Origin of the sequence: Longimicrobium sp. (genome assembly GCF_035474595.1) — a bacterium.
Lineage (GTDB): Bacteria > Gemmatimonadota > Gemmatimonadetes > Longimicrobiales > Longimicrobiaceae > Longimicrobium.
In genome coordinates, this window is the sequence record NZ_DATIND010000001.1 from 54,527 (window position 1) to 75,049 (window position 20,523).

A 20,523-nucleotide genomic window follows, 5' to 3' on the forward strand; every position below is an offset into this window, starting at 1 on the left:
AACGTGCGCGCGGCGGGGCCGGGAACGCAAGCGGCGCAAACGAAGCGGGAGGCGCCATCCGGCGCCTCCCGCGTGCTGCGTCCCTCGGATGGCGTTACGCCACCACCTCGGGATCGGTCTCGGCGTAGCAGTGATAGCCCCAGCAGCTGGGCCAGTTGCCCCCGGTCACCTTGTTCCAGCAATCGGGCGTGTTCTTGGTAGCCACGCAGGCCACGCCGCACGAGGCGCCGTCGCAGGTGCTGCACCACGACCACCAGAGCGTCCCCGCCGCCACCGCCTCCGCCGGCGCGTCGCCCTCCGACCGCGCGTGCACGGTGCCGTAGCTCGCGTGGTTCTCACCAAGATCGAAGGTGTCGACGGCGATGGCTTCGAGGTCGAGCCTGAGCTTCTTTCGCATGACGGCCTCCATCAGCGCTCAACCATCCGCATCCGGCGCACGACCGCGTGCGGTATCGGCCTTGTTGCGCCGCAACGGCCCGGGTATCGTTCGCGGGTCCTCCTCCCGCCGCTCCGCCCGCTCCGATCCGGCCGCATGGGCATCATCCTCTTCTCCATCCCCTTCTTCTTCGTCCTGATGGGCGTGGAGCTGGCCTATGCGGCGTGGTCGCGGCGGCGGCTCTTCCGGCTGAACGACTCCATCGCCGACCTGAGCTGCGGCATCCTGAGCCAGGTCTCGGGCGTGTTCTCCAAGCTGTTCGCGATCGGGATCTACGTCTGGGCGTGGCGCCGTCTGGCCGTGCAGCGCTGGCTTCCCGCTGTCCCCATGTGGGCGGACGGGGCGCCGTTCGCGCGCAGCGCCGCCTTCCCCGGCTTCGCGGCGAACGCGCGCGAGCTGGCGGCGTGGACGGCGGCGTTCGTGCTCGTGGACCTGGCGTACTACTGGAGCCACCGGCTGTCGCACGAGATCAACCTGCTGTGGGCGGGGCACGTGGTGCACCACAGCAGCGAGGAGTACAACCTGGCGGTCGCGCTGCGGCAGAGCTCCATCCACGGGCTGTTCACCTGGGTGTTCTACGTGCCGCTGGCGCTGATCGGCATCCCGCCGGCCACGTACGTCACCTGCTACGCGCTCAACCTGCTGTACCAGTTCTGGATCCACACCCGCGCGGTCGGCCGGATGGGGCGATGGACGGAGAGGGTGATGAACACGCCGTCGCACCACCGCGTGCACCACGGGCGCAATCCCAGGTACCTGGACCGCAACCACGCGGGCGTGCTGATCGTGTGGGACCGCCTGTTCGGGACCTTCCAGGCGGAGGAAGAGGAGCCGGTCTACGGCATCACGAAGCCGCTGCGGAGCTGGAATCCGTTGTGGGCCAACGTCCACGGCTTCGTGGAGATCGCCCGTGACGCCATGCGCGCGCGCAGCTGGCGCGACCGGTGGATGTACGTCGCCGGGCCGCCGGGGTGGCGCTCCGCCGCCGAGGGTGGCTCCGCCGCGCCGCCCCAGGTCGCCGCGGAGGTGGCGGAGGCGTGGGACCCCGTCGTCCCCGCCGGGCTGGCGGCGTACGGGTTCGCGCAGTTCGCGGCGGCGCTGGCGGGGAGCTTCGCGCTGCTGCTGAACGCGGCGTCGATGCCGGGCGCGCACGTCGCCGCGGCGGGCTTCTACGTCGCCATCAGCCTGGCCGGCGTGGGCGGCGTGTTCGAGTCCGCGAAGTGGGCCGGCCCGATCGAGACGGCGCGGCTGCTGGTTCTCGGCGCCGCGTGCGCGCTGCTGGGATGGATGGGCGCGATCCCCGTTTCCGCCGCGGCGGCGGGCGTGGCGTTCTGCGCCGTCTCGCTCGCCTGGTTCCTCCCCCGCCGCGCCGCCCTCACCGAAACCGAGCTCGCGCCGATCATGTGAGCCGCGGGCCATCGAGCGACGACGAAGCGGCGCACGGGGCGATCCCGGGCGCCGCTTCGTTTCTCCATCTCCCGATCAGTCCAATCCCGATCCCGCCGCGAAGTCACGCCGCCATCGCCAGCTCCTCGGCGAGCGGGAGGGTGAAGGTCATCGTGGTGCCCTCGCCGACCGTGCTGTCGGCGCGGACGGTGCCGCCGTGCGCCTCGACGATACCGCGCACGATGGAGAGGCCGAGCCCCGCGCCCTTGCCGCGGGCGTCCGCCGCGCGCCAGAAGCGCTCGAACACGCGCGGCAGGTCCGCCGCCGCGATGCCGCGACCGGTGTCGCGCACCGAGACCCGCACCTCGCCGCCGCGGATGGCGGCGGAGAGCGTCACCCGGCCGCCGCCGGGGGTGTGCGCCAGCGCGTTGCCGACCAGGTTCTGGAACACCTGCGCCACCCGCCGCGCGTCCGCCGCCACCGTGCAGGCCGGGAACTCCTCCACGCTCAGGGCGATTCCCCGGTCGGCCGCCTGGAGCCGCTGCGCGTCCGCCGCGTCCCGCAGCAGCGCGCCCAGCTCCACCTCGCGCGGGGCGATGGGGATGGCGCCGCCGTCCACCCGCGACGCATCGAGCAGGTCGTTCACCATCTCGCGCATCCGCTCGGCGGCATTGCAGATGGAGCCCAGCAGCATGGCCTCGGGGCCCTGCTCCCCGCCGGCCGACTTCGCGCGCAGCAGCGTCTCCGCCGCCAGGGTGATGCCGGTGAGCGGGCTGCGCAGGTCGTGCGCGACGGTGGCCAGCGCCTGGTCGGCCCAGCGCGACGCCGTCTCCGCCTGCACAGCGGGCGCCGGGGCGGCGGGGCGCGCCGCGCGCTGCTTCCACACCCAGCCGGCCGCTCCCTGCGCCCCGTCCGCCACGGTGACGGGGGACAGGCGCAGCTTCAGCGGGCGGTCGCCCGCGGTCCGCAGGCTCAGCGTGGACGGGCGGCCGGCGCGGATCGCCTCGCCCGCGGCCTTGCGCACCGGCTGCCATCCGCCGCTTTCCGGCGAGCCGCCCAGCAGCTCCGCCGCGACGGACGACCAGAGCGCCGGCTCGCCGTCGGCCCCGAAGGCGACCGCGCCCGCCGGCGCCGCGGCGACCACCGCGCGCAGCGAATCGGCCTCGGCGCGGAGGGCGGCGCGCTCGGCCTCGCGCTCGAACGCGGCGCCGAGCTGGCGTGCGGCGAAGACGCAGGCGTCGAGCACGGCGGCGTCCTCCGCCTCGTTCTGCGAGGCCCACGCTTCCACGACCGCCACCGCGCGCCCCGCCGCCATCACCGGAAAGGCGAGCGCGCTCCGAAGCCCCGCCTGCCGCGCCGCGAGCCACACCGCCAGCGTGGGGTCCTCGTCCACGTCCGCCGCCCACACCGGCCCGCCGGCCGCCAGCGCGCGCCCGGCCACGCCGCGCCCGTCCGCCGCGGCCACCGCCATCGACGCCTCGCGGAACGCGGCGAAGCGGCGGGGCGAGCCGTGCCACAGCACGTCCGTAGCGCGCCCGGCGGCGTCCAGCACCACCGCCCGCCCGGCCTGCCAGCCGAGCCGCGTGCAGATCTCCTGCAGCGCCGTCCGGAGCGCGCCAGCCGCGGTGCCGCCCAGGTTCGCGGCGGCGGCCACGCCTGCCCGCATCTCCAGCAGCGCGATCGTCCGCTCCGTCCGCCCGGTCGCGACGGGACGCGTCCGCCGGGGGGCGTGGTCGCGGGGGAGGAGGAGGGCGTCGGCCGGCTCGCGGAGGGAGCGGGGGAGGGGGCGGGCGATTCGGGTGGCGCGCATCGGTCGGTCCGTGGGTCGGGGTCGGCGGGGGGCGATGCGGACTGGCTCGCCCCTCACGCGCTACACGTTGCGCCCGCGCCCTCAAGCGCATTTCCTCCTGCTCTCGCGCGCGATCAACCTCCTATCAACCTCCCTCTCATCTCCCTTATGCTGCAACGAGTTGTGAAATATGGCCTATTTCAGGCGTTGATCTAAACAGGTGGATTCGGATCGTTTCTCCACTCGCATGCAGCCCGTCCAGAGCAGATGGAGATTGCAATCTGCTACTCCAGATCGCGGTCGTCTGCTACTGGAATTTGGAAGCGACAGGACGAGCGCACAGCAGAAAGCTCCCACGCCGGACAGGCGCGGGAGCTTCATCGTGTGCTGAAGTGCGTGTGATGTTTACCGCTTCCGTGTCCCCCGCGGTCCGATCACCTCCGGACCGTCGTGGGTCAGGATGGCCTCGCGCGCTTCCGGGCTCATGGAGGAGAAGAACCCCGGCTGGCTGTGGATCCGCCGGCGCGCCTCTTCACGAGAGGGCACGGTGACACTGACAGAAACCTTCCGCTCCATATCTCCTCCAGACGCATCCCCAGTATCCCCATAATGAAATGGAGAAGAGGGATCGTGGCATGTCCCGGGCTGACGTGCGGGACGCGTTATGGATCCTTCGGCCTGCAAGTGCTTGCGTGGAATCGCGGTTGCGGTGTGGCCGGGCCTCCTAAGAAAGTCCTGCTCCCATCCTCTACTTTCTGCTGTGATGGGCGGCGGTGGTCGTCTACAGGCGCTGAATAGAAGTTCGCGGCCTGCCCCCTCACCGGCGACTAAAGTCGCGGCAACAACTACGGGGAAGCCTCGCAAACTGCGCGAGGCTGTTCGGCTCGGCGACAGGTTCCGGCTCCGGAGGACGCCTCCCTTTCATCCATCATGGTCGCGCGAAGCGCGGTGTTCGACTCAGGATGGCGTCTGTGTCGGGAGGCGGGGCGACACACGCACTCTCGCTCAAAGATAACGTCAACCCGATGGATGTGACTACCGGATCGCGGCTTTCAGGCGCGGGTCGGCGCCGGACCAGAGGGTGGCGAGGGCGTGGCGCCAGTACTCGGCCGTGCGGGGGTCGCGGCCGGGGGATGCGAGCCGCACGCGCAGGCGCATGATGCCGAGGAGCGAGCCGGCCTCCTCGGGGGTGTCCAGCACGGTGTAGGGGAGCGCCTGGAGCGTCAGCAGCGTGCGGTCCAGCTCCTCCTGCGCGCCCGCGCTGTCGCCCAGAGCCAGCCGCAGCGCGGCCTGCGGGAAGACGTAGGACAGGTCCATGTCGCCCGGCCGGCGCGCGCCCAGCGCCTCGCGCAGGGCGGCCAGCCGCGCGCGCACCCCCGCCGCGTCGCCCCCGGCCAGCATCTGCTGCATCTCCATCGTGTAGTCGGCCTGCGGGAGCGGCGCCGCGCGCGGGGCGCCGTACGCGGTGGACAGCCGCCGCAGCGGGCTGAGCAGCGCGGTGCGCGCCGCGTCCTTGCGGGCGGGGTCCACCCACGCGCCAATCAGCCGCTCGAGCGACGCCTCGGCCTCGCGCTCCTCCGGCACCATCCCCAGCACCGCGTACGCCAGCGCGTCGCCCTGCGCCTCGGCCACGGGCACCTGCGCCTCCACCGGCTCGCCCAGCGGGGTGTTGAACTCGCGCTCGGGAGCCGCGGCGCGCAGCAGCCGGCGCGCCTCCTCCACCCGCCCGGTGAGGATGGCCAGCGGCGCGATCAGCCCCGCGTCGTGCGGGCCGGGCGAGCGCCAGAGTGCCAGGGTGGAATCGGCCAGCGCGCGCGCGTGCTCGAAGTCGCTGACCCGCAGGAAGAGCCGCACCTGGGTGATGGAGAGCCGCAGCCGCTGCTCGGGGTCGGAGGCCAGCCCGCGCGCCGTGGCCACCTCGCTGAACGCCGAGGGGGCGCCCTGCTTCACCGCGCGGATCTGGCCCATCGCCTCGAGCGCGCGCGCCAGCCCCTCGTGCGCGTCGGGGCTGCGCGGGAAGGCGCGGGTCCACTCGTGCAGCACGTCGGCCAGCACGCCGCGGTTGCGCACGCCGGCGGCGCCGCGGGTGGCGGGGATGGTCTCCTTCTTCAGCGCGCTCACGTCCGCCACGGGCCAGGGCACGTACGCCACCGTGTCGCCCGCGAGCGCCACGTACGCGGCGAAGCGCAGCGTGTCGCCCGGCGCGGAGCCCGGGGCCTTGCCGGGGCGCAGCGTGCGGTCGTCGGTCTGCAGGAGCCGCTGCAGGCGCTCGAAGCCGGAGCCGCGGAAGGCCTGCAGCGCGCTGGGCACGGTGCGCAGCGCCCGGCTGTAGGCCAGGATGGCGCGGTGGTAGCTGCTGCGGAAGCGCCACCCGCTGGGGCTGGACGGGTCGCGCAGCACCAGGTCGTCGCGGCGCTGGCACTCGCCCAGCCCGTTCCACGCCGCGAAGTCGGTGGAGTCGCGCGCGACCAGGCCCTGGTAGGCGGCGCAGGCCTCGGGGTAGCGCTCGTCGCCGAGCAGCGCCAGCGCGCGCCCCAGGTCGCGCTCGCGGGCGGAGAGGCGCGTGGGATCGGCCAGCGCGCGGACGGCGTGGTCGCGCCACTCGGCCCGCGCGGTGCCGCCCCACTGCTGCGCCTGCGCCAGCCAGAAGTGCGCGCTGGCGTACCCCGGGTCGATCTCCACCGACCGGGCCAGCTCCTGCCGCGCGCGGTCCAGGTCCCAGCGCGCCAGCGCCGTGCGCCCGCGCTGGTACGCCTGCCAGGCCGCCAGCGAGGTGGTTCCCGCCGCGTCGCCCGCCGACCCCCCGCGCCCCACCAGGGCGGCGACGAGCTCGCCCATCTTCTGCGACACGCCGTTCAGGTCGCGCCCCACGCGCACCGTGCGCTCGGCCAGCGAGCCGCCGCCGGACAGGTCGTACAGCGCGGCGCGCACGGCCACGCTGTCGCCCAGCGGGGTGATCTCGCCCCACACCAGCCGCCCCGCGCCGGCGTCGGCGGCGATGCGGCGCGCGTCCTCCAGCGAGGCGGGGGGGCCGCGGCGGGCCATCAGGTCGCGGGCGCGCTGCGCGTCCACCAGGCGCACGTCGCGCCACCGCGAGAGCGCGTCGTACACCAGCAGCTCGGCCTGGTCGGGCGAGAGCGCGGCCGCGCCGGCCCCGCTCCCGTGCTCGAAGGGGAGGACGATGAAGAGCGATTCGTCTCCCTTCGCCGGTGCGGGACGGAGGAGGAAGGTGAGCCCGACACCGGCCACCAGCAGCGCGGCCACCGCGGCGATCCGCATCCCCCAGGTCCGCCGCCGCCGCGCCTCGCCCGATTCCACGGGGGCGGGGGAGGGGACCGCGGGCGCGGGAGCGGGCGCCGCCTCGGTCGCGGGGGTGGAGAGGGCGGGCGGGGCGGCCTCCATCACCGCCGTCCCCCCCTCCCCCGCCGCCGACCCGCCCGAAGCGGCCAGCGCGGAGACGGACGGCGGCGGCGGGGCGGGGCGCGGCGCCTCGCGCAGGCGCCGGGCGAAGGCCTCGATCTCGGCGTCCGGCTCGGCGCCCAGCTCGCCGCGGACCAGCGCGGCGTGGACCGAGGCGTGGCGGACGGCGGCCGCGCGCTCGCCGCCGGCGTCCAGCGCCTGCATCACCCGCAGCGCCACGCGGGAGCTGTACGGGTCCTCGCGCGCCAGCCGCTTCCACCACTCCGCGGCGCGCAGCGGATGCCCCTCGGCTTCCGCCGTCTCCGCCAGCGCCTCGAGCGCGCGGGCGTGCGCGCGGGCCATGCGGTCGCGCTCCTGCTCGGCCCAGCGCTCGAAGTCCGGCGCGTCGGCCACGTAGAAGCCGTCCAGGAAGGGCCCGGCGTAGAGGGCGACCGCGCTTTCGGGGTCGTCGGCGTCCAGCGACTGGAAGAAGGCGCCCACGTCGCTCTGCACCACCGCCGGGTCCAGCGACAGCTCGTCGCCGGCCGAGACGAAGGCGTCGTCGCCGATGGCCTTGCGGAGGATGTAGAGGGATTCGGAAAGGAGGTGGCGCGCCGCGTCGCCCGAGTGGTCGGGCCACAGGTACCCGATCAATCGCTCGCGCCCCACCATGCGCCCCCGGGCCGCCGTCAGCACCGCCAGCAGGGCTATCCGCCTCCGGTGCACCGCGCGGCCGGAGACGGGAACGCCGTCGTTCTCCAGCGCGGCGCAGCCCAGGAGCTTCAGCGAAAACACGGCGGATTCGCGGGAGGTGATAGAGCCGGGAAAGAAGGTTGAGCCGGGAAACGCATAGTGGGGGGAGCAGGCCGGGAGTGCAAGTCCCACGGGAGCCCCTGATGCGCCACGCTGTAGCAGATTCGGTGACGTTCGGCGCCGCTGCCGCGTCTCTCCCTTCCGGTGGAGAGGGGCCTGCGGAGGACCGGTTTTCGGGATTCCGGATCGCCGCATCGGGCGGAGAGGCGAAGCGGCGCGCGGATGGGGACATCGGTGGCGCGGGGCGATTCGGATCGCTTGTGCGCGCGGGGAAGCCATGTAGTTTGCGCTGCGGAGGCGCCCGCTCGCCGCCCATCCCCCCGACTCTCCGCCGAGAACAGATCGTTTCGCCGGCCGCGGCCCCTTCGCCGCCGCCGGTTGGGCTCCGGGACGCGGGTGTGCCGGACGAATTCCATCCCCACATGATGCAGGAGGAGACAATGGACCGGGTGAAGCGAAGCGGAAGGCTGCTGCTGGGCGCGGCCGCGGTGCTGGCGTGCGTGCTGGCCGCCGGGCCGGCGGAGGCGCTGGACTCCCCGCCGGGCGGGGCGCAGGCGTGCACGCCCACGATCCCGGCGGACACCTTCATCAGCACCCGGGGCGGCCAGGGATGGCAGCGGGTGGCGGACTACATGAAGGCGGCGGGCGCGAACTTCGACCTGGGGGTGATGGACACGCAGCCGGTGAAGCTGTGCAACACGAGTGGCGACCCCAGCTGCCTTCCCAAGGTGCTGCAGATCCGCTCCGAGCACCTGGCCATGTGCCTGGACGCGGCGGCGTTCAACGGGCAGCTGCGGATCGTGGGGATGGTGGTGGGCCAGGGGCCGGGGTCGCTGCCGGCGTACGGGTTCGGGCCGGCCAACATCTCGGGCGGCGGCAGCAACCGCGACTCGGTGTACCTGTTCGTGCGCAACGACTCGGTGTTCGCGCTCTTCCGCACCACGGGCGACGTGACGGCCTTCGCGCCGCAGCCCGGACTGGTGACGCCGGGATGGGCGTTCTTCTTCCACGCGCCCGACACGCCGCCCGCCGGCACCTGGGCGCTGTGGAGGGCCGACACCACGCTGGCGTCGTATTCCGGCGCGTATTCTCCCGTGCGGGCGCTGCGGCGGGGCGGGCCCGCCGCGCCGGACGCGGGCGGCGAGGCGGCCGCGGGCGCGGTGCAGACCACGCTGTCGTACGGGTGGATGGCGTGCGCGGCGGGGTGCTGCCAGTTCCACGGCACCGGTGACGGCGGCGACCAGGAGCACGGCCCGCGCGGTCCCCGCGGCCACCATCCGTCTCCCAATCCCAATCCCAATCCCAACCCCCACCCGAACCCGGCCCGGCGCCGGTAGCGAAACCTTTCCGGCCGGCACCGGGCCGGCCGGATTGCCCACCCCTTCAGTACAGGAGAGGTCCTGATGCGTTGTTGGCGCACTTCGCCCCGGCTCGGCCGGTGGCTGGCGCTCATCCCCGCGGCCGCGCTGGCGGCCTGCACCACCGCCGACCGCCCCCCCGCGGCGCGCCCCGAGAGCGCGCCTCCGCCTCCCGCGAGCGAGGCGGCGGTGGCCCGGGCGGACGCGGCGCCCGACTGCAGCCCGCCCTCGGCGCAGCCGCCCGCGGTCCCCGACACGGCGTTCAAGGTGACCGGGCCGGCGCAGGACTGGTCGCACGTGGCGGAGTTCGTGAAGGCGAACGCCATCGCGTTCCCCGACGCGGCGGGGCAGGACTCCACGGTGGTGCCGTGCAGCGGGTGCGCGGCGCAGCGGCTGCGGATCCGCACCGAGTCGCGCACCCAGTGCCTGACGGCCGCGATGGCGGCGGCCAGCCAGCTGCGCTTCGTGGGCGCGGTGGTGCGGTACGCGGGCGACGTCGTGCCCGCGCAGAACAAGCACCTGGGCTTCCGCGACGACAACGCGACCGACACGGTGTACCTGCTGGTGCAGGCGAACGAGGGGTACGCCATGTTCCGCAACCGCAGTGGGAAGATCCAGTTCCTGCCGTACCAGCAGCAGAGGCAGGGGTGGGACTTCGCCTTCAACGCCGACGGGATGAGCGGCGCGTCGCAGGCGCGCTGGCGGCCGGAGACGAACTTCTCCGCCTCGGCGGGGATGCGGACGGAGCGGTTCGCGGCGCTGGAGCGCGGCGGCCCGGCCCCGCCCGCGGACGAGGCGGACGCGATGCAGACGGGCGTGGTGTTCGGCTGGATGGCCTGCGCCGCGGGGTGCTGCCAGTTCCACGGATCGGGCGACGGCGGGATGGGCGAGGGCCACGGCGGCCACAACCCCGGCAACCCGCCGCCAGGACCGCCTGGGCCTCCGGGACCGCCGCCGGGGCAGCCTTGACCGAAAGTGCGAGAGTGCGAAAGTGCGCTGGCCATCGGTGCAGGATCGCCGGCCGCGCGATGGATCGAACGCACTCCCGCACTTCCGCACTCCCGCACTATCCACCGGATGCGTGAGGGATGCGCGCCCGCAGGGCCGGGACCCCGCCGCGCCGCGCCGAGGCTGGATAATCGGTAGATTGCAGGGCGCGGCGGGGGCCCGGCGCGGTTGGCAACAGTCGTATCGTTGCCTACCGCGCGCGCAGCCCGTTTGGGCGCTCCAGCGCCCAACACGCCCAAAACAGCAGTGCGAAAGTGCGGGAGTGCGGGAGTGCGCTGGCTTTGGCGCAGCGCCGCCACTCGAGCGCCTCCGACGTTCCCGACGCACACGCACGAACGCACGAACGCACAAAGTCACTAACGCACTTCCGCACTCACGCACTCACGCACTTCTGTTATGAGCCGCAGGATCATGATCGTGGACGACGAGCCCGCCACGCTGGCGGCCTTCGAGTTCCACTTCCGCCGCGCCGATTTCGAGGTCCGCACCGCCTCGAGCGCCGAGTCCGCGCTGGGCCAGCTGCACGACTTCCGCCCCGACGTGCTCGTGACCGACGTGCACATGGGGGGGATGACCGGGCTGGAGCTGCTGGCCAAGGTGAACCAGGCCATGCCCGACACCGACGTGATCGTGATGACGGGCCAGGAGGACATGGGCACCACCATTGGCGCCATCCGCGGCGGGGCGTACGACTTCCTGGCCAAGCCGGTGGACCTGGAGCAGCTCGACCTCCTCGTCGCCCGCTGCATGCGCGACCGCGCCGCCCGCTCGCGCGCGAAGGCGGGCGACGCCGCGGCGGCCGAGGACACGCTGCGCTACGGGGTGGGGCGCTCGCCGCAGATGATCGAGATCTACAAGCTGATCGGGATGCTCAGCGGCACCCGCGCGCCCGTGCTCATCCGCGGCGAGACGGGAACGGGGAAGGAGCTGGTGGCGCGCGCCATCCACGAATACTCGCCGTGGGCCGACGAGCCGTTCGTGGCCATCAACTGCACCGCGCTGGCCGAGTCGCTGCTGGAAAGCGAGCTGTTCGGGCACGTGAAGGGCGCGTTTACCGGCGCGGTGGCCGACCGGCGCGGCAAGTTCGAGCTGGCCGGGAGCGGCACCATCTTCCTGGACGAGATCGGCGACACCTCACCCGCCTTCCAGGCCAAGCTGCTGCGCGTGATCCAGGAGAAGGAGTTCCACCCCGTGGGCGGCGAGCGGGCGCGGAAGACGCAGGCGCGCGTGCTGGCGGCCACGCACCGCCCCATCGAGGAGCTGGTGCGGCAGGGCCGGTTCCGCGAGGACCTGTACTTCCGCCTGCGCGTGGTGGAGATCCGCATCCCCCCGCTGCGCGAGCGGCGCGACGACATTCCCGTGCTGGCCGAGCACCTGCTGGCGCGCGCCGCCCGCGAGCTGAAGAAGGACGTGCGCGTGATCCCCCCGCGGGTGATGCAGATGCTGCAGGAGCACGACTGGCCGGGGAACGTGCGCGAGATGGAGAACGCCATCATGCGCGCGGCGGTGATGGCGCGCGGCTCGGCGCTCTCGCCCGAGGGCTTCTCGCTGGCCCCGTCGCTCGCCCCCGCCGCCGAGGAGGAGGAGGGCGACGGGCTGGTGACGCTGGCGCAGGCGCAGCAGCGGCACGTGGAGCGCGTGCTGAACCACACGCGCGGCAACAAGAGCCGCGCGGCGCGCATCCTCGGCATCTCGCGCCCGCGACTCGACCGCCTCCTGGCCGCCTACCAGTCCGGCACGGTGGAGGAGATCGACGCCTGAACGAAACGCCCGGCCGCGATGCCGGGCGTTTTCGTTCGACTGGCGCTTCTTTGTGATTGATGCAGAACGCCGGACACGACGAATTCTGCTGCACGCGCCGTTACAGCCGTGGAACGGGGCGATGCAGGAAGGGCGAGGGGACGGACCGTCCGTTGTCGCCCAACTCTTTGCGGGAGAGGTGTTTGGGGATGGGTGGGGATGGGGAACGGGCGTTGCCCCTGCGCCACGGTGTGTGATGCCCCCCGACCCACGATCCCGATGCGGAGAGCGTGATGGCGGTCCCCTTTTCGATGTCCCGCGCGCGCTCCATCGCCTGGCGCTTCGGCGTTTCGCCGCGGCCGATGGAGGCGCGGATGGCCCGCTTCGACGCGCTGACCGCCGAATTCGGCGTCCGCCCCACCTGGGCCGTGACCGCCAGCGTGCTGCACCGCAACCAGCCGGCGGTCCGCCGCTTCTGCGAGCGCGGGGTGGAGTTCGCGGTGCACGGGCTGGCGCACGACGACCTGGCGCTCCGCTCGCCGGCCGAGCAGCGCGCCAGCATCGCCCGCGCGGTCGGCATCTTCCACGGCGCCGGCGTTCCCTTCAGCGGCTTCCGCGCCCCCTTCCTGCGCGCCAGCGCCGCCACCGACGACGCGGTCGCCGGGCTCGGCTTCGTCTACCACAGCACCACGCCGGTCGCCTTCGACGCGGCGGCGTTCCCGCGCGCGATCGGCGCGATGTATCCGGCGTACGGCGACGCCTCGGCCGCCCCGGTGCGGCCGGCGGAGCGCGGCGGCGTGGTGCATCTCCCCGTCGCCCTGCCGGACGACGCGCTGCTGGTGGAGCGCCTCCGCTTCTCTCCCGCCGAGCAGGCGATCACGTGGCGGGCGGTGCTGGAAACGACCTGGCGCCGCGGCGAGCTGTTCACCCTGCGGCTGCACCCCGAGCGCATCTACGAGTGCGAGGAGGCGCTCGGGGCGCTGCTGGCCGATGCGCGCGGCCGCCGCCCCCCCGTCTGGATCGCCACGCTGGACCGCATCGCGCGCTGGTGGCGCCGCCGCGCGCAGTCGAAGCTCGCCGTGCACGAGCTGGAGCCAGGGCGGGTCCGCGTGGTGCTGGACGGCGATCCGATGGCGACGCTGCTGGTGCGCAACCTGGCCGAGGGCGAGACGGAGCCCTGGTTCGGCGCCGACCGCGTCGCCCGCTCGCGCGACTTCGAGGCGCACGCCGAGCGCAAGCCGGTGGTGGGCGTCTCCACCCGCTCCCCCGCCGCGGCGCTCACCTTCCTGGCCGAGGAAGGCTTCCCCGCCGAGGTGTCGGACGATGCGCCGCGCTACGGCGCCTGGATCGACGTCCCGGGGCGGACGGTCGACGAAGCCGCGGTGCTCGCCGCCGTCGAGGCGGCGGACGGGCCCATGGTGCGGCTGGGGCGGTGGCCGGCCGGCGCCCGCAGCGCCCTCGCCGTCACCGGCGACATCGGGTGCATGACGCTGCAGGACTTCGCGCTCCGAGCCTGGGAAGGGCGGAGATAGACCCGATCCATCAGCTATTGCATTCCACGCACGGCTGAGAGGGCAGTGCATCGGCTCTGGTCGCCGCGATCCAGACCGCGCCGGCCACGGCCTGCACGATCGCAGTCGCGTAGTCCTTCGCGATAGCGCCCACTTCGTCCGACTGCCTGTGCCAGTTGACGTTGCGGTCGCCGGGTGCGTTCCCCGGTCCGGGAAAGAAGTCCTCGCAGATGAAGCAGGCCGCGATTCCATGCTGGTGGAACAGCTGGTGGTCGCTGCAATCCTCGCCGGGGTCCGACGGCTGGTCTTTCGACGGAAATCTCTGAAACGACAGGGGCAGGCGCAGCTGGTCCCCGACACCCTCGATCAGCGACGCGAGCATGCGCGAGCCCTCCGCCACGCACGGGTCCGATGATCCCGCGTGAAGTTCCACGACCGGCTCGCCGTTTCCGTCGTAGCCGATCATGTCGAGGTGGAACACGGCGCGGATGTCCTCGCAATGAGCGCGACTATCGGCCACGTATGCGTCGCTCCCGAGCTTCCCGCGTTCCTCAGCATTGAACAGCACGAACCGGATCTCGCGGCGCGGGCCCGGGATCGCCAGCAGCTTCACCGTCGCGTCGAGGACGGAGAGGACCGCCGCGATCCCGCTCGCGTCGTCGTCGGCTCCCGGGGCGGGATCGCTGGCCGGGTTGTACGGCCGGTCGAACTCGGCGGTTGAATCGAGATGGGCGGTCACCATCACGATCCCGTCCAGCCTGTCGGCGGGAGAGGCCGGGGCCGGCAGTTTCGCTTCCACGTTGTAGCGCGTCCCGCTCTCGTCCGCGGACGTGCAGGTGAACGGCAGCGTGTGCACGTCTACGTGCCCCAGCCCGCGGGTCTCAAGATCGTTCTCGAGCGCGCGGACAGCCTTCAGGTTGTCGCGCCTGAAGATGTCACGGCTGTCGATCGCCTTGCCGGTGGAGAGCGCGGCCGCGCCGGAGTACGCGGAGATGTCGGCGAGGATGGTGCCGGCCTCGATGCCCCGGATCACGGCCGCTTCCTCGGCCGACAGCGCGAACAGCGGGGCGGCGGCGAAGGATTCCGCCGAAGCGACGGAAGGCCGCTGGAGCGGCGAGCCGAGGAGCGAGACGGCGGGTGCCAGCCGCGTGGAGTGGCCATGCAGGGCGCCGGGAATGCGGTACGCCACGACCGGGCGCCCGGCGGGAACGGCGACGACCAGTCCCTGGTGGGTCGACGCGACGACGCTCGACGAGCTCTTCGCGGATCCGAACAGGTCGAACGAGTTCCCTCCGGGGGAAAGGAATCCGCTCTCGTTCCGCCGGTCGTCGCGAAGGAGAACGAGCGTCGTGGTCTGCGGTTCGTCCTCCCGGCCCAGCCGGTCGATCCAGAAACCCAGGTCGTCCAGGCGGGCGAGCGTGGCCACGTCGGCGATCCCGTACACCGAGACGCCCGCCTGCCCCGGCTCGCGCGCGACGTGGACTGCGACGAAGCTCTGCTCGCGCAGCACGCTCCGCCAGTCGCCCTGCGCGCCGGGGGGCGGGCGGAGGCGGGCGTATCTCAGCGGAAGCCCTTCCGAAAACACCGGAGGGGCGAGCACCGGGTGAGGCGCCGCGGCGAAGCCGGCGGCGAGCGCCGCGGCCCGGTCGCGGGCTTCGCCGGCCACCAGCCCCGAGGTGGTGCCGCGCCCCTCCACCTCCTCCGCCACGGCCGCCGCCTCTTCCAGGACCGAGGCGACGTCGCTTCCGCAGACCACCAGGCGAGGGTCGACGAGGTTCGCCAAGATCCCGGTCGCCAGCTCCTGGACGAGGCGTTTCCGGGAAAGATCCCGGCGGAATGTGACCACGCCGCACCGGATCCCGAGGGAACGAAGTGTCTCCAGCGGCCCGGCCGGACCCGGATAGAGGCGGATCTTCGCAGAGCGGCCGCCCTCGCCGCTCATCCGCAGCGAGGCCAGGGTGGTCGTGAACTCGAAGAACGCCACGGAAGCGGACATGAGAGGCATGATTCAGGATGGATAGAGCATGAAAGGAAGCCCGGACTCCCGCGTCCGTCCGGGCTCCTGATCGAATCGATCCCGGCCCGCTACCTGGTCTCGGCCAGCGCGATGACGCAGGTCACCTCGCTTCCTGACGCGGCCGCCGCCGCGGCCTGTGGGGTGAGCAACCCAGCGCCGGCGTCTTCCGCGGCGGGATGGTCTCCGCCCGACATGGCTCCGATGTGCTCATCCCCCACCATCCCGCCGGCGTCTGACTGCTCGCCTCCGCCCGATTCCGCGGAGGGCGCCGGGGACATTGCGGGGAAGGACTCCAGGATCGGCAAGTCTACCCCTACGATGTTGTAGAAGGCCGCAAAGTGAGGGTTCTCGTCATTGATTCCGATGGTCGTCTTCTTGCTGACGGGCGGCGGCAGCTCGGCGGGAAGCTGGTCCTCGGGTGCATGGAAGATCCACACGTTCAGGACGTTGTCCTTGTCGGGGTAGAGCCGCAGCTTGCGCTTCTTCGGGTGCTTGTTCAGCCCTTGGAAGTCCAGGTCCAGGTAGGTTCCGTCCACCTTGATCTCGTAGACGACCCGGATGGGAAGCTGCTGGCCGCTTACTCCGGCGAGCTTCCAGATTCCGCCCTTCGCATTGTCGGGAACGCACGCCCTTCCCTTGCTGAACGAGATCCTGGAGACGACCTGTCCGCCGGGCTTCGCGTCTCTGAAGTGCCGTTTGTCGACCTTGCGCTTCACCAGCGTGCCGAAGTTGGCCGCACCCGGCGGGACCTCGAGCACCGTGGTCGTAGACGCCGAAAGCTTCGTTAGGTCGAGGAGCGTGTGCTCGATCTCGATCACCTCGGGGTTCTTCACCACGCCGCCCGGCGCGGCGTTGTTCTCGACCTCGCAGGCCGGGTCGTAGATGAAGGCTGCGAAGTGCATCTCCGCGCCCATTTCCATTCCGTGGCCCTCCGTGTTCGGAAGCAGCACGTGCATCGTGTCCGGCTTGGCGGCGGACGGCTCGGGTACGAACAGGCACATCCCGGCGAAGCCGAGGTTCAGGGTAAATGGCATTTTGAGTACCGATGGTTGGAAGTGTGATCAATTGCCCGCGTAGCGGAATGCCGCCCACGCGGAGGGGCTGCTCCACTCCGGGCGCCCGGAGTGGAGCAGTTTCTTCTGAGCCGCCTGGAGGGAGGCCGCGCCCTGACCCGTCGCCCGGTAGGCGCGGTGGAACTCCACCATGAGCCGGTTCGAGGCGGCGTCGTCGACCCGCCACGACCCGCCCACCACCCCGGCCGCTCCCGCGCTCAGGAACGCCGCCGCGAACCCCGCGAACGCGCTCCCCCGCCCCGCCGACGGGCGCAGGGTCTCGCAGGCGGAGAGCACGATAAGCCGGGTGCCCCGCAGGTCCATCGAATCCAGCTCAGCCGCCTGCAGCGGCTGCGCGCCGGCGGTGCCGGGGCGCGGCGCCAGCACCAGCGACGAGCGCTCGGGCCGCTCTGGGTCGAACAGCGCGTGCCCGGTGAAGTGGAAGACTTCGGCCCGCCCGAGCGCTCTGCGTACAGCCGGGTTCGTGGCCTCGGGTCCGGGAAGCTGCTCCGCGTGGGGGTAAAGCCGCGCGATGCTGTCTCCCTCGGCCCGCGCCCAGGCCAGGGTCGGCAGGCCAGGATAGGCCCGCCTATCGTACTTCGGGTCGGCGACGATGGAGACGCGTGCGGGCGGAGGGGCGGGCGGGCTCCCGGCCGCGGCGTCGGCCAGGCTGGGGACCTGGCGGATGACGTGATCGTCCACCATGTACCGCGCACTCCGCCGGTCGAACAACGCGGAGAAGGGAACACCCGCCAGCTCGCCGTCGGCCACGATCACCAGCCGCGATCCCGCACCGCCGATCCGGTCGGCGACGGGGCGGAGCATCACCTCGAAGAGCCGCTCCAGCCCCGGCCGCACCGCCGCCTCGGCGTCGCCGCGCTCCAGCTGCACGCCGAGCTGCCCGATGGCGTCCAGGAGCTCGTCGCGCCGCACCCGGGCGCGCACGAGACGGGGACGCCCGTCGCCAATCACGAAGATCAGCAGCGTGTCGCCGACCAGCGCGTAGTCGAGCGCCACCTCGCCGCGCTGGGCCGCGACCGTGGCCGGCCGCTTCGCCGCGCCGGCGCGGCGGAACGCGAGAGAGACGCGCCCGCGTTCGAGGTCCCGGAGCGCGCCGAGGGTATCGCCGGCATTCAGCCTCAGCATCACCAGCCGGTCGAACGCGGCGCGCGACGCTTCGGCGAGGGAGAGGCGGAAGGGCGCGGCGAGCACGTCCGCGCGGTTGGGAACGAGGACGCGCACCGCTCTGTCGAGGTCCGCCGCCGCACCCGCGGTGTCGCGCAGCGACAGCCGCGCGTTGGCCCGTAGCACCAGCGCCTGGTACAGCCGCGGGGCGCCGTTCTTCTCCGAGGCCGCGGGCGAACCCACCATCTCGCTGGCGATCGATGCGGCGCGGCGCGGATCGGAGGCGAGATACACCGTCGCGAGCGCGACTTGTAGGTCCCCACGGAGCTTCGAGGAGGGAAACCCGGCCGCGACGCTGTCCAGCGCGCGTTCGGCGAGTTCCACGTCGCCGAGTGCGCCCGCTTGGTCACCCACAACCGCCCGCATCTGCGCGCGGGCCGCGAATGCCTCGGCCAGGTACTCGGGACGTCCATTGAGGCCAGCCGCCTGCACCCGCTCGTCCTGAAAGCGGAGCGCCGTGTGCGGAAGACCGTCCGCCAGCGCGGTACGGGCTGCGGCCCCCAGCGCGTTGCAACGCCAGACAGAGCCCGGGTCTTGCGCCACCCGCCTGAGCGCCTCGCGCGCGTCACCGTGCGATGCCTGGAGCGCGCCCACCGCTGTTTCGCCGTCCGCGGCCACGTAGAGCGCACCCGCCGACAGCCGCGGCGCTCCGGCGCGGAGGAGAAGCTCCGCGGCCTCGTGCGCAGGGCCGATCACCGCGTCGGGATGCTTCAGGCGGAGCTCCAGGGTGGCGCGGCTCCAGCGGGTGCGCCCCGCCAGGATCGGACTCCGCGCACGATCCAGCCCCGGCTCCAGGAGCTGGAGGACTGTATCGGCCGCGGAAAATTTCCCGGCGCCGATCAACGCGGCCGCGTATCCCTGGCGCGCCCACGACTCGAGGGCGGGCGAGGGGAGGCGCTGCTCCAGCATTTCCCGGAAGGCCGCGACCGCGGTGTCATAGGCGGGGATTTCCATGTCGGCGCGCGCGTTCGCGTACGCGCGGTGCCCCAAGGCCAGGAGGCGCGCGGCCGCGGAGTCACGCTGACGCCGGCGGATGTCGTCCGCGGCATCGGCGAGGGTGGCGTCGCGGCCCTGGAGCGCGCGGCCCAGCGTTTCCGCGCGCGCGAGCGCCCGTTCCGCGCCCAGGGTGTCGCCGGCGAGCGTGGTCTCGCTCCATTCCGCCAGCGCCTTCCAGCCGGCAGCCCATGCGTCCTCGGGAGCGCGGGCGGCCCAGGCGCGCAGCTCGTCCGCCGTGGCGCCGGGAGACAGCCGCTCCGGCCCGGTGGGCGCCTCGGCTGCGTGGAGGTGGCGCCGGGCCTCGTCCGCCCAGGGAGAGTGGGGGTCGACGGCCAGGTAGTCGCGCCACGCGCCGACCGCATCGCCGTTCAGTTCCCAAGCCTCGAGAGCCAGGGCGCGGTTGAACAGGATGGCGGGGTTGTGGGGGGTCAGGCTCATGGCACGCTCGCTCACGTCGATCGCTTCCGCCGCGTCGCGCGGATTCTGCGCGGCCTGCGCCCGCACCAGCAGGGCTGCCGCCAGATCGTTCAGCGCGGGCGCCGGGTTGTCCGACAGCCCGGCCGCGCTCCGCAAGGAAGAGATGGCCCCGTCGAGGGTATTTTCCCCGGCATCCGAGAGCACGTCGAGCAGGGCGCCGGCGTGCAGCGCCTCCGGGGTCGGCTCGCGCTCGGCGCGCGCTACGATCATCGGAGTCAACGCGGCCAGCTCGCGCCGCCGCTCGCCTCCCCCGGAGCAGCGTGCGACGGGAATTCCCAGCCCACCGGGCGTCACGGCACACGGCCGGTACTCGCTGGCGATGGAGAGGCGGGGAAGGAAGGCGCGCGGCGGATGGACGGACGACACGCGCTCGACCGGACCGGTCGGGCGAACGCCGACGAACGCCGTGCCCGCGATGGCGACGACGATGGCGGTGAGGCGGGTGAGGGCGGGCATCGAAGGCAACGCGAAAAGAGGGGTCGCGCCGCGAGCTACCGCGGCGCGGGAGTATGAAGCGGTGCTCCCGGCGGCTCGGTCGGGTGGGCATCCCGGGAGGCGATACCGCGGGGCAAACGCATGTCGGAGAAGGTGCGTCGGAGAGGTGCCGGAGGACAAGGAAAATAGAAATTCGTTCGCTCCGGCCGGTTCGCTCCAGTGCGCGCATCGTCCGAAGCGGTGCGGGACGTCGCATTGCGGCAGTGACCGAGGCGGCTTGCAATTCGGACGGAATGTCACGTCCGCGCCAGCGTCTCCAAGTGGGAGGGCATGGCGTCGGGATGTTGACGCATCATCTTTCCCGCCGGTAAGATGGAGCGCCGGTTCAGGCGGGGGTCCGCGGAGCCCCCCGTCCGGGCAAATGTTCCCTGCCGCCGTGTCCATCTGCCGTGCCGTTTTCGCCGAAACGGTCCCGGCGGCCGTGCATCGCGGCGGGGCCTCATCCCCGCGGGCCCGCGTGGCCCGCGCCCACACCCCAGCGGGAGATCCCACGCCATGAAGCGAGCCCCGATCCTGCGCCGCTGCGCCTTCGCGCTCGGAGTCCTCGGCAGCCTCACCTTCGGCGCCGCGCAGGCGTTCGGCTCCGCGCCGACGCCCCGCGACGCCAGCCGCCCGTGGTGCGACCCCGTGCAGTGCAACGTGAAGTGCGGCGGCTACGGCATCTGCCAGAACAACGTCTGCCTCTGCTACTGAAGCCGGGGATCGGCTGACGGCCGCGACGCGCATCGTGGCCGCCGGTTCGGCGGAGCCGCGTGAAAGTCTCGCGGCTCCGCCGATTTTCACCGCCTCCGCTCCGCTTTACCGACCTGCGAAGCGCATCGAGTTGACGGGAGCGCGGCGGGCGCCATCTTAAGCGTCCAT

The 20,523-nt window shown here is 72.9% G+C and carries 12 protein-coding genes; 6 read left to right on the plus strand and 6 right to left on the minus strand.

Annotated features, from left to right (window positions below):
- Positions 1-94: 94 nt before the first annotated feature.
- A complete protein-coding gene (locus VLK66_RS00205) occupies positions 95-397 on the minus strand; it encodes a hypothetical protein (RefSeq protein WP_325306934.1) in 303 nt (100 codons plus the stop codon).
- Positions 398-532: 135 nt separating this feature from the next.
- On the opposite strand from VLK66_RS00205, the gene VLK66_RS00210 reads away from it, so the two are divergent.
- The gene (locus VLK66_RS00210; protein WP_325306935.1) at positions 533-1,843 is read left to right on the plus strand and encodes a sterol desaturase family protein; all 1,311 of its coding nucleotides are present in this window, start codon (positions 533-535) and stop codon (positions 1,841-1,843) included.
- A gap of 103 nt (positions 1,844-1,946) precedes the next feature.
- On the opposite strand, the gene VLK66_RS00215 is transcribed toward VLK66_RS00210, so the two are convergent.
- On the minus strand, positions 1,947-3,632 hold the full coding sequence (locus VLK66_RS00215; protein WP_325306936.1) for a GAF domain-containing sensor histidine kinase: 1,686 nt from the start codon (positions 3,630-3,632) through the stop codon (positions 1,947-1,949).
- A 1,014-nt stretch (positions 3,633-4,646) separates the two neighbouring features.
- A complete protein-coding gene (locus VLK66_RS00220; protein ID WP_325306937.1) occupies positions 4,647-7,805 on the minus strand; it encodes a BTAD domain-containing putative transcriptional regulator in 3,159 nt (1,052 codons plus the stop codon).
- 416 nt (positions 7,806-8,221) lie between these two features.
- On the opposite strand from VLK66_RS00220, the gene VLK66_RS00225 reads away from it, so the two are divergent.
- The 4 genes from VLK66_RS00225 (at position 8,222) to VLK66_RS00240 (ending at position 13,461) form a co-directional block, all read left to right on the plus strand.
- Positions 8,222-9,160 carry a hypothetical protein gene (locus VLK66_RS00225; RefSeq protein ID WP_325306938.1) on the plus strand — a complete coding sequence of 313 codons (939 nt, stop codon included), beginning with the start codon at positions 8,222-8,224 and terminating at the stop codon, positions 9,158-9,160.
- A gap of 66 nt (positions 9,161-9,226) precedes the next feature.
- The gene (locus VLK66_RS00230; RefSeq protein ID WP_325306939.1) at positions 9,227-10,150 is read left to right on the plus strand and encodes a hypothetical protein; all 924 of its coding nucleotides are present in this window, start codon (positions 9,227-9,229) and stop codon (positions 10,148-10,150) included.
- Between the two features lie 435 nt (positions 10,151-10,585).
- Positions 10,586-11,950, plus strand: coding sequence for a sigma-54 dependent transcriptional regulator (locus VLK66_RS00235; protein WP_325306940.1), 1,365 nt, complete (start codon positions 10,586-10,588; stop codon positions 11,948-11,950).
- A 272-nt stretch (positions 11,951-12,222) separates the two neighbouring features.
- Positions 12,223-13,461: a polysaccharide deacetylase family protein gene (locus VLK66_RS00240; RefSeq protein WP_325306941.1), complete on the plus strand. Its 1,239-nt coding sequence runs from the start codon at positions 12,223-12,225 to the stop codon at positions 13,459-13,461.
- 10 nt (positions 13,462-13,471) lie between these two features.
- On the opposite strand, the gene VLK66_RS00245 is transcribed toward VLK66_RS00240, so the two are convergent.
- The 3 genes from VLK66_RS00245 to VLK66_RS00255 form a co-directional block, all read right to left on the minus strand.
- Positions 13,472-15,436, minus strand: coding sequence for a M28 family metallopeptidase (locus tag VLK66_RS00245; RefSeq protein ID WP_325306942.1), 1,965 nt, complete (start codon positions 15,434-15,436; stop codon positions 13,472-13,474).
- An 89-nt stretch (positions 15,437-15,525) separates the two neighbouring features.
- The gene (locus tag VLK66_RS00250) at positions 15,526-16,491 is read right to left on the minus strand and encodes a hypothetical protein (RefSeq protein ID WP_325306943.1); all 966 of its coding nucleotides are present in this window, start codon (positions 16,489-16,491) and stop codon (positions 15,526-15,528) included.
- Between the two features lie 27 nt (positions 16,492-16,518).
- Entirely contained in the window at positions 16,519-19,623 is a 3,105-nt protein-coding gene (locus VLK66_RS00255) for a CHAT domain-containing protein (RefSeq protein WP_325306944.1), read from the minus strand.
- Between the two features lie 534 nt (positions 19,624-20,157).
- On the opposite strand from VLK66_RS00255, the gene VLK66_RS00260 reads away from it, so the two are divergent.
- The gene (locus VLK66_RS00260; RefSeq protein WP_325306945.1) at positions 20,158-20,355 is read left to right on the plus strand and encodes a hypothetical protein; all 198 of its coding nucleotides are present in this window, start codon (positions 20,158-20,160) and stop codon (positions 20,353-20,355) included.
- The last annotated feature ends 168 nt before the right edge of the window (positions 20,356-20,523 follow it).

Excerpts from the sequence above, each read along its gene's own strand:
- VLK66_RS00205 (WP_325306934.1), bottom strand. The coding sequence starts at position 397 with ATGCGAAAGAAGCTCAGGCTCGACCTCGAAGCCATCGCCGTCGACACC.
- VLK66_RS00210 (WP_325306935.1), top strand. The coding sequence starts at position 533 with ATGGGCATCATCCTCTTCTCCATCCCCTTCTTCTTCGTCCTGATGGGC.
- VLK66_RS00215 (WP_325306936.1), bottom strand. The coding sequence starts at position 3,632 with ATGCGCGCCACCCGAATCGCCCGCCCCCTCCCCCGCTCCCTCCGCGAG.
- VLK66_RS00230 (WP_325306939.1), top strand. The coding sequence starts at position 9,227 with ATGCGTTGTTGGCGCACTTCGCCCCGGCTCGGCCGGTGGCTGGCGCTC.
- VLK66_RS00235 (WP_325306940.1), top strand. The coding sequence starts at position 10,586 with ATGAGCCGCAGGATCATGATCGTGGACGACGAGCCCGCCACGCTGGCG.
- VLK66_RS00240 (WP_325306941.1), top strand. The coding sequence starts at position 12,223 with ATGGCGGTCCCCTTTTCGATGTCCCGCGCGCGCTCCATCGCCTGGCGC.
- VLK66_RS00245 (WP_325306942.1), bottom strand. The coding sequence starts at position 15,436 with ATGTCCGCTTCCGTGGCGTTCTTCGAGTTCACGACCACCCTGGCCTCG.
- VLK66_RS00250 (WP_325306943.1), bottom strand. The coding sequence starts at position 16,491 with ATGCCATTTACCCTGAACCTCGGCTTCGCCGGGATGTGCCTGTTCGTA.
- VLK66_RS00255 (WP_325306944.1), bottom strand. The coding sequence starts at position 19,623 with ATGCCCGCCCTCACCCGCCTCACCGCCATCGTCGTCGCCATCGCGGGC.
- VLK66_RS00260 (WP_325306945.1), top strand. The coding sequence starts at position 20,158 with ATGAAGCGAGCCCCGATCCTGCGCCGCTGCGCCTTCGCGCTCGGAGTC.